This window comes from Sphingomonas sp. (assembly GCF_031380695.1).
Taxonomy (GTDB): domain Bacteria; phylum Pseudomonadota; class Alphaproteobacteria; order Sphingomonadales; family Sphingomonadaceae; genus Sphingomicrobium.
Window position 1 is genome coordinate 1 of sequence record NZ_JANMWY010000272.1, and the last position, 8,435, is coordinate 8,435.

The window sequence follows — 8,435 nt, forward strand, 5'->3', positions numbered from 1 at the left end:
AGCGACTTCATCGACCACACGCCATTACGCAGCGCGGCTTCGAACGGCTCGGCATCGGGACCGCAGAACCCGCGCGACTTGGTGAAAGTGACGACGAACCGGGCACCGTCCACCGGACTGTAATCAGATGGCAGTGATATGCTTTGGCGCGTGGCCACAGTAAGGGGGGAATGGCGTGAAGCCGACACCGTTTGAATGGCGACGCGGTCCGCGATCCAGTTTCACCTTAGGAACAGAAGCGGGGGTCTATGCTCTGTTTCTTCAGGAAGGGGCTGTGCTACCGGGTGTCGAGCCCGGCCCGAACGGCCTCATCTACATCGGCCTTGCAGCCAGCCGGGACGGCCTGAGGGGCCGCTGCCATTTCGACGCGCGGACCCCAAGCGAACCTTCCGTGAAGAATGGGGTACCAAGGTTTCGCTGCCCGATCAGGTGTCCAGCTATGCTCAAACGATCTTGAGCCGCTTAGATCAGAGTGAACGAGACCAACAATGAGGCCGTCAAGCTGAACGCTCACTCATCTGAGTCGCCGCGCACAGAGCGGGGATGCGGTGATCTTCCCCGAATCACGCTGGATAAATTGCGCGAGAGCGTTCGGCTCCGCAAAGTCAAAAATGGCCCGTCGGCAAAACCATTGGTCGGGAAACTCCGCAGGCGTTAGTAGGGGATTAGTAGGGCGGCGGCTTCAAAGCCCGTCCGGCTCCGGCAGGCTCCGTCCGGGACAAGTCCACTGCGGGCATGAGCAAGTTCAGGTTCCTTCAAAGTGCTTAAAAACCCTTCAATATCAGATAGTTAAAATTCGTAATGCGGGGGTCACAGGTTCGAGTCCTGTAGGCGGCACCACCCAGTCCTAAGTATATTAAAGTATTGCGTATTCTTGGAAGAATTTCTCGGATTAGGCGCAATTCCGGGACTTTTGTAGGGTCATTTCCAGGTTCGGAGGCCGCGGAGACGATTCCGAGCGAATCTAAGCGGCTTTCCAAGCCTTTTCTCAGGTTGGCACAAATCTAGCCCCCGGAGGCGATGCTTAAGTAATGCGCATCATGCAGCGCAGTGCACTAAGTTCGCTAGCGAACTGCCGGCCTAATCGTTAAGTAGAAATAACGTCTCGACGGGGCGGTCGAGCGCGCGAGCGAGCTTCAGCGCAAGTAATGTCGGCGGCACGAAGGATGACAGACCGCGTGACCGCGCGCAGCGGGCGAAGGTATTGACAAGCCTGACCCCGCGCCGACCATCATGATCTGTCAGGGCTCGTTGGTCCTCGAATTCAACTAAAACCATTATTTCATTGCTTACAGGCCACCGAGCATGTCGGCAAAATAGTCAGTCAACCTATTGGTTCTGTTATAATAAAAATAGAGTTGCGGCGTGTGGATTGTCGCCCGGCACCATTTCCCTCGTTGCCATGCGCAGTCAGATGATTTCGAGCAGCCCGGCTGCGCCCATTCCGCCGGCCGTGCACATCGACACCACGACGTAGCGCACGCCGCGCTTGCGGCCTTCGATCAGGGCGTGACCGATCAGGCGGGCGCCGGTCATGCCGAACGGGTGGCCGATGGCGATGGCGCCGCCGTTGACGTTGTATTTCTCCGGATCGATGCCGAGCGTGTCGCGGCAGTAGAGGCATTGCGAGGCGAAGGCTTCGTTGAGCTCCCACAGGCCGATGTCGGCCACCGTCAGCCCGGCGCGGTCGAGCAATTTGGGGATGGCGAACACCGGACCGATGCCCATTTCGTCGGGCTCGCATCCCGCCGCCTGAAAACCGCGGTAAAGGCCGAGGATATCCTTGCCCTCGGCCTGCGCAATAGCGCGGTCCATGATGATTTGGGCGGCGGCGCCGTCCGAAAGCTGGCTGGCATTGCCTGCTGTGATGCTAGTGCCCGGCCCGCTGAACTGGCCGCCGGGCCAGACGGTCTTGAGCCCGGCGAGGCCCTCGGCGGTCGTCCCGGCCCGGATGCCTTCGTCCTGGCTGACGGTGAGCTGCTCGCTGCCGGTGCGTGTCCCGGTCTTGTCGAACAGGCCGCGCATGACGGTGATGGGCACGATTTCCTCGGCAAAGGCGCCGTTGGCGAGACCAGCGGCGGCGCGCTGCTGACTCTGCGCGGCATAGGCATCCTGTGCCTCGCGGCTAATCCCATAGCGGTTGGCGACGATCTCGGCGGTCTCGATCATCGGGATGTACGCGGCGGGCACTTTGGCGGTGACAGACTCGTTCACGAATGGCGGGGTGGCGCGGTTCACCGTCAGGCTGATCGATTCCATGCCGCCCGACAGCGCAACGTCAATGTCCCCGGCGATGATCGAGCGGGCGGCGAGGGCCAGCGCGGTCAGGCCCGACCCGCATTTGCGGTCGAGGGTGAAGGCGGGGACCGTATGGGGCAGGCCGGCAGCGAAGATCGCCATGCGGCCGGCATTCCCACCCTGCGTGCCATGCTGTCCACCGACTCCCCAGAAGACATCGTCAATCCGCGCCGGGTCGATTCCGGCCCGCTCAACCGCCGCGTTCATGACATTGGCGGCGAGGACTGGCGCTTCGGTCTCGTTGAACGCGCCGCGATAGGCCTTGCCGATGGCAGTGCGGGCGGTGGCAACGATGGCGGCTTCGCGCATGGCAGTCCTCTCTTGGAGCGATGATCACCACTATCCTAGGCAAGGATGCAGTGCGACGATATGACAAAGCGATGCCGCTTTACGCTCTCCACGACAGTGCCCCCAACCTGGCCCCCGGCGCGTGGGTCGCGCCGTCGGCTGACCTGATTGGCGACGTCAGGGTGGGCGAGCGGGCAAGCGTGTGGTTCGGTGCCATCATCCGCGCCGACAATACGCCGATCAGCGTCGGGGCCGACAGCAATATCCAGGACGGCGCGGTGTGCCATAGCGATCCCGGCGCGCCGCTGACGATCGGCGCGGGCGTGACGGTCGGGCATCAGGCCATCCTGCACGGCTGCACCGTTGGCGACGGGGCGCTGATCGGGATGGGCGCGCGGGTGCTGAACGGGGCGGTGATCGGCGCGCGCTGCCTCGTCGGCGCGGGGGCGCTGGTGACCGAGGGGAAGATATTCGAGCCGGGGAAGCTGATCGTCGGATCGCCGGCGCGCGCGATCCGGGCATTGAGCGATGGTGAGATGGCGGCGCTCGCGGTGTCGGCGGCGCACTATGCGCTCAAGGCGGCGGATTTTGCGGCCAATTTGCGGTTACAAGCTTGATCCTTGAAGGGTGTCGGCGGCACACCATTTGGGATCCATGATCGACATTCGCCCCTTCGCTTCGCTCGGCCACGCCGACCATGGCTGGCTCGACGCCCGCCACCATTTTTCCTTCGCCAGCTATCATGACCCGGCCCGCATGGGCTGGGGCGCGATCCGGGTGTGGAACGACGACACGATCGCGGCGAAGTCCGGCTTCCCGCCGCATCCGCACCGCGACATGGAGATCGTTACCTATGTCCGCAGCGGCGCGATCACGCATCGGGACTCGCTCGGCAACAAGGGCCGAACCGGGGCCGGCGCTGTGCAGGTGATGAGCGCCGGATCGGGCGTCACCCATTCCGAATTTAATCTGGAGGACGAAGCGACGACGCTGTTCCAGATCTGGATCGAATCGGATGAGCGTGGAGTCGCGCCGGGCTGGGGGGCGATGCCGTTCCCCAAGGAAGCGCGCGACGGCTCGTTCCAGCTGCTCGCGAGCGGGCATGAAGGCGACGGCTCGCTGACGATCCATGCCGACGCGCAAATCCTGGGCGCGACGCTGACCGCAGGCTCGTCGATCGTCTATCAGGGGGATGCGGCGCGGCATCTCTACCTCGTCCCGTCGGGCGAGGTACAGGTCAATGGCATCGCGGCGCATGCGCGCGACGGTGTCGCCATCACGGGCGAGCAACGGGTCGAAATCGTCGCTGAGCAAGACGCCGAGTTGGTGCTGGTCGACGCCCGCTGATCGTGCCGGGTCTTGAAGAGCGGCGCGGATGGCGGCATGACGCGGGCGGGGGCTGGACGCGCATCGGGCTGGCGGTCAGGGCAGGTCGGCGCGAGAAGGCAATTGTTATGAACGGGTTCGGGCGTAATGCCCTGCGTGGTGCCGGCATACTGGCGATGATGGCGGCACCGCCGCTTGCAGCGCAGGTCGCCCCCCCGAGCGGTACTGAGGCACCGGCCACCACTGCGCCTGGCGACACGGTTGGCCCGCGCGAGCTGCATAACTTCTCACTGGGGACCAAGCCGCTCCTGCAGACGACTCCGCCCGATCTGATCAGCCCGCGCAGCCGGGGCATCGCGCCGCCTCCGCCGCGCGTCGTAACCACGCCGTCACGGGTCGAGCCTGCGGGAGCGCTGGCAGCGAGGGAGGAGCCGGCGTCGCAGCCACGGGCCGAGCCACAGCCTTCGTCACCGAGCCGGTCCGCCACGAGCGAGACGTCATCGTCATCACAGACGGTCGCGCTGCCTCCCGCCGACCCTCTGCTCGGTCCGGCGACGGTGGCTAATGAGACCGAGCTACCAAGCGTCATCGATACGGCGCCCGCTGCGATTGGGTTGGCCCCAGCTAGCGAATCGGGTGGCCTGCCGCTGTCGTGGATCGTCGCATTCCTCGTCGCCGTGATTGCCGGGCTGGCGTTTGCTTTCCGCGATCGGTTGCGCGGGCTGGGCCGGTCCGGCCAGGTTCCGGCAATGGCGGGCGGAATGGCCTATGCGCCTGACCTGATCCAGCCTGCGCCAGTCCCGCGCGCGCCGACCCCTCCGCCGGCGTTACCGCGCAGCACCGCGCCGACTGGCGGTATTACGGTGCGGCGGCCGGATGCGTTTGCGCCGCGCCAACCCGACGTCACGCCGCCGCCGCCAGCGCGGCCCATCGGCATCGTGTCGTCCCGGTTGCGGCCGTGGCTCGATATCCGCTTCGAACCCGCGCGGGCGGTGATCGACGAAACGCAGGCGAGCGTGCAGTTCGACGTCACCGTGACCAACAGCGGCGGCGCCCCGGCGCGCAACGTGCTGGTCGAGGGGGTAATGATTAACGCCGGGGCGGAGCAGGACGTCGAGCTGGCCCGCTTCTTCGACACGCCGGTCGGGGTTGGTGAGCGGATCGATTCGATTCCGCCGATGGGCAGCGTGTCGTTGAAGAGCGCGGTCAGCCTGCCGCTCGATCAGGTTCGCGCCTATGACGTGGGCGGGCGCAAGCTGTTCGTGCCGATGATCGCCTTCAACGCGCTTTACGAATGGAGTGGCGGCACAGGGCAGAGTTCGGCCAGCTTCCTGCTCGGCCGATCGGGGAGCGGTGAGGCGGAACGGGACGGCGGGTCGCGGATGGCACCGCTGCGGCTCGACCTCGGGCCACGACTGTTCCGCGACCTCGACGCGCGGCGGCATACGCTGGGGGTCCGGCGCTAGAGCGGCGTTCCGACCGCATTGTAGCTATGCCACGCCAGCACCGCCACCGCGCCGCGATGTGGGCGCCACGCTTCCGCCAGTTCGCGTAAATGCTTTTCACTCGGGCGGTCGGAAAGACCGAGGAGGCGGCCGACTTCGATCTGGACGGCGAGGTCGCCCGCAGGCCAGACGTCGGCTCGGCCTTCGGCGAACAGCAGATAGATTTCCGCCGACCAGCGGCCGATGCCCTTGATCTTCGTCAGCAGCGCGATCGCTTCCTCGTCGTCGGCGGGCAAGTTGGCGAGGTCGAGTTCGCCCGACAGGACCAGCCCGGCGAGGCTGCGGAGATAGCCCGCCTTCTGGCGCGACTGGCCGACGGCGCGCAGCTCCTCGTCGGTCGCGGTGAGGACGGCGGCGAGGTCGGGTGGCGATCCGTAAGCGCCTTCGAGTTTGGCCCACATCGCACGCGCGGCGGCGACGCTGACTTGCTGGCCGACGATGGTGCGCATGAGGCTGGCGACCCCCCGCTCGCTCTGGCGGACTTCGGGGCGACCGTGCGTTTCGAGGATCCTGGCAAAGCCGGGTTCGCGCGCGGCGAGGGCGTCGAGGCTGGCGTGGAGGGTCTCGACGGTGTGGACCATCAGGCGATGCTGGCCGCGTAGAGCGCGATAGCGGCGGCATTGGATACGTTGAGGCTCTCGATCGCGCTGCTGATCGGCAGGCGGGCGAGAGCGTCGCTATGGTCGCGGACGTTAGCGCGCATGCCCGGGCCCTCCGCGCCCAGGACCAAGGCAACGCGCGGTGGGCCGAGCGCGTCCTTGAGATCGGTGGTCGCGTCGCCGGTCAGCCCGATGCGCCAGAAACCGGCTTCGGCAATTTCCTCCAGCGCGCGGGCGAGGTTGACGATGCGGACCCACGGGACGGTCTCCAGCGCGCCCGACGCCGCCTTCGCCAGAACGCCGCCTTCGGTCGGCGAATGGCGATCCTGGGTGACGATGCCGATCGCGCCGAAGGCGGCGGCCGAGCGGAAGATCGCTCCGACATTGTGCGGGTCAGTGACCTGGTCGAGCAACAACAAGACGGCCCGCTCGGGCGCGTCGCCGAGCACGTCGCCGAGCCAGATGTCCTCGAGCGGCGCGACCTCGATGACCACGCCCTGGTGCGGCGCGTCGTTGGGGACGAGACGGCCGAGATCGGCGACATCGGCGAAGGTCACCGGGACGTCGGACGGAAAGTTCATCAGCTCGGCGGCTTCACGCGTCGACCAGGCGCGTAGAACGCGCCGCTCGGGATTGTCGAGCGCGGCGGCGACGGCGTGCTTGCCCCAGAAGCGGGGGCGGTTCGAGTTTGAATGGGGTTGGTGCGAGCGCTTGCGGGCCATCACGACCCCATGGAAGGAGTAAAGCGCACTGGCAAGTCAGGCGCGGACGAGCGGGAAGGCGACCGTGACCTCGGTGCCGACGCCGACCGTGCTGCGAATTTCGAGGCGGGCGAGATGGCGCTCGGCGATATGCTTGGCGATCGACAAGCCGAGCCCGGTACCCCCCGAATCGCGGCTGCGCGCGGCGTCGACGCGATAGAATCGCTCGGTGATGCGCGAAAGGTAATCCGGGGCAATGCCTTCGCCCTGATCGATGATGCGGAGCACCGCCCGGCCGTCCTCGATTGCGGTGCCGATCGTCACCTGGCCGCTGTCGGGTCCGCAGCCATAGCGGATGGCATTGGCTACGAGATTGTCGGTCAGCTGGAGCAACTGGCCGAAATCACCGGCGATCGGGCCGGCGGGATAGATCGTGCTGCGCAGGGAGCAGCCGCGCTCGCCGGCGAGCGCACGGCCATTGTCCACGGCGACTCGCGCAACTTCGTCCAGCGCCAGCCGGTCGGCCGGGGGAACGAAGCGGTCGGCCTCGATCCGCGACAGGCTCATCAGATCTTCGATGATCCTAAGCATCCGCCGCGCCTCGCCGTGGATCATGGTGCCGAAGCGGGCGCGCAGCTCGTCGTCGATTGGTACCTCTTCCGCCAGCGTTTCGGCATAGCCGATCATGCTCGTCAGCGGGGTGCGCAGTTCGTGGCTGGCGTTGGCGACGAAATCGACCCGCATCCGCTCGGCGGCGGCGGCGGCGCTGCGATCGATCAGACGGACCAGCTGAGTGCTTTCGGGGAGCGGCCTGACGGTCAGGGTCCACGGCCGCTCGTGGCCGCCCAACGCGTTCAACTCGCACTCGCCGCCCGCACCATCCAGGATAAGCTCGAGTGCATCGGGATGGCGGAGCACGAAGCGGATGTCGCGGCCGACGATCTTCTCGCCGAGGATCGCGAGCGCCGGTGGATTGGCCGCCGCTACCCGCTCCTCCTCGACGACCAGTGCCGGTTCCTCGATCGCGTCAAGCAGGGCGAGGGAGAGGGTGGGAAGGGACATGGGGCTGCTGTTTAGCGGTTAACTCGCGTGTTGCGAATCCCACGGTTCGTCGCCTCGTCGCTGGTGCGCGCGCCAAGTACCGACCGCGAGGATCAGAAGGATCGGGTAGCTCCAGAATGCTGCGGCCACGCCATATGCTTTCGGGATGAGGCTGAGATCCAGCGTCATCGCGAAATGAGCGAGATTTGTGGTCAGTTGCAGCCCCGCAATCCACATCGGCCAAAACCGCGAGGAGCCGAGTGCCACCAAGACAAAGCCGACAAGCGTTCCGACATCCACTGCCATGATGCCAGTCTCAACCCCGGTGAAACGGTAAACATAGGGCTTGGCGAGCAAGTGGCTGAGTAGCGTCGCGCTCAAGCATAGGAGGGCGACGGTCTTATGATCGCGATCGCCACGCCACAAGGCATAGACACACGTCACCAAGAGCAGCGAGGAGAAGATTAGAAAGTGCATGGTAGTTCAACCGGACCATCGGGCGATGGTCCGGTCAAGCCTGGCTCAGGCGACGATCGACAACTGGAGCGCCGATTTCGCTGGCGGGCAGTCGTTGACGTCCCCGAAACTGACCGTGCGCAGGCCTGGGACAAAGCCCTTCGCTTCAAGAAGCGCTGCGTGGCAGTTGCCCATGCCGCCGCGGGCGGAAACGAGGGCCG

General features: G+C 65.9%; 8 protein-coding genes. 3 read left to right on the top strand and 5 right to left on the bottom strand.

Annotation, left to right across the window (positions count from 1 at the left end; genetic code table 11):
- Positions 1-1,410 precede the first annotated feature (1,410 nt).
- Positions 1,411-2,607, bottom strand: coding sequence for an acetyl-CoA C-acyltransferase (locus tag RMN84_RS09850; protein WP_309611998.1), 1,197 nt, complete (start codon positions 2,605-2,607; stop codon positions 1,411-1,413).
- Between the two features lie 71 nt (positions 2,608-2,678).
- Between RMN84_RS09850 and RMN84_RS09855 the strand changes: the two genes are divergently transcribed.
- The 3 genes from RMN84_RS09855 (at position 2,679) to RMN84_RS09865 (ending at position 5,378) form a co-directional block, all read left to right on the top strand.
- A complete protein-coding gene (locus RMN84_RS09855) occupies positions 2,679-3,203 on the top strand; it encodes a gamma carbonic anhydrase family protein (protein ID WP_309612005.1) in 525 nt (174 codons plus the stop codon).
- Positions 3,204-3,240: 37 nt separating this feature from the next.
- A complete protein-coding gene (locus RMN84_RS09860; protein WP_309611999.1) occupies positions 3,241-3,933 on the top strand; it encodes a pirin family protein in 693 nt (230 codons plus the stop codon).
- A gap of 107 nt (positions 3,934-4,040) precedes the next feature.
- The gene (locus RMN84_RS09865) at positions 4,041-5,378 is read left to right on the top strand and encodes a hypothetical protein (protein ID WP_309612000.1); all 1,338 of its coding nucleotides are present in this window, start codon (positions 4,041-4,043) and stop codon (positions 5,376-5,378) included.
- Here RMN84_RS09865 and RMN84_RS09870 read toward each other — a convergent pair.
- From RMN84_RS09870 to RMN84_RS09885, 4 genes are read right to left on the bottom strand one after another with little or no spacing between them, the layout of a single operon-like run.
- Positions 5,375-5,998 (bottom strand): DNA-3-methyladenine glycosylase 2 family protein, encoded by a 624-nt coding sequence (locus RMN84_RS09870; RefSeq protein WP_309612001.1) that lies wholly within the window; start codon positions 5,996-5,998, stop codon positions 5,375-5,377. The genes RMN84_RS09865 and RMN84_RS09870 overlap by 4 nt on opposite strands.
- The gene (gene rlmB, locus RMN84_RS09875) at positions 5,998-6,738 is read right to left on the bottom strand and encodes a 23S rRNA (guanosine(2251)-2'-O)-methyltransferase RlmB (RefSeq protein ID WP_309612002.1); all 741 of its coding nucleotides are present in this window, start codon (positions 6,736-6,738) and stop codon (positions 5,998-6,000) included. The genes RMN84_RS09870 and rlmB overlap by 1 nt, the downstream gene beginning before the upstream one ends.
- A gap of 36 nt (positions 6,739-6,774) precedes the next feature.
- Positions 6,775-7,779: an ATP-binding protein gene (locus tag RMN84_RS09880; RefSeq protein WP_309612003.1), complete on the bottom strand. Its 1,005-nt coding sequence runs from the start codon at positions 7,777-7,779 to the stop codon at positions 6,775-6,777.
- 18 nt (positions 7,780-7,797) lie between these two features.
- Complete coding sequence (locus RMN84_RS09885) at positions 7,798-8,235, bottom strand: hypothetical protein (protein WP_309612004.1); 438 nt, start codon at positions 8,233-8,235, stop codon at positions 7,798-7,800.
- Between the last annotated feature and the right edge of the window lie 200 nt (positions 8,236-8,435).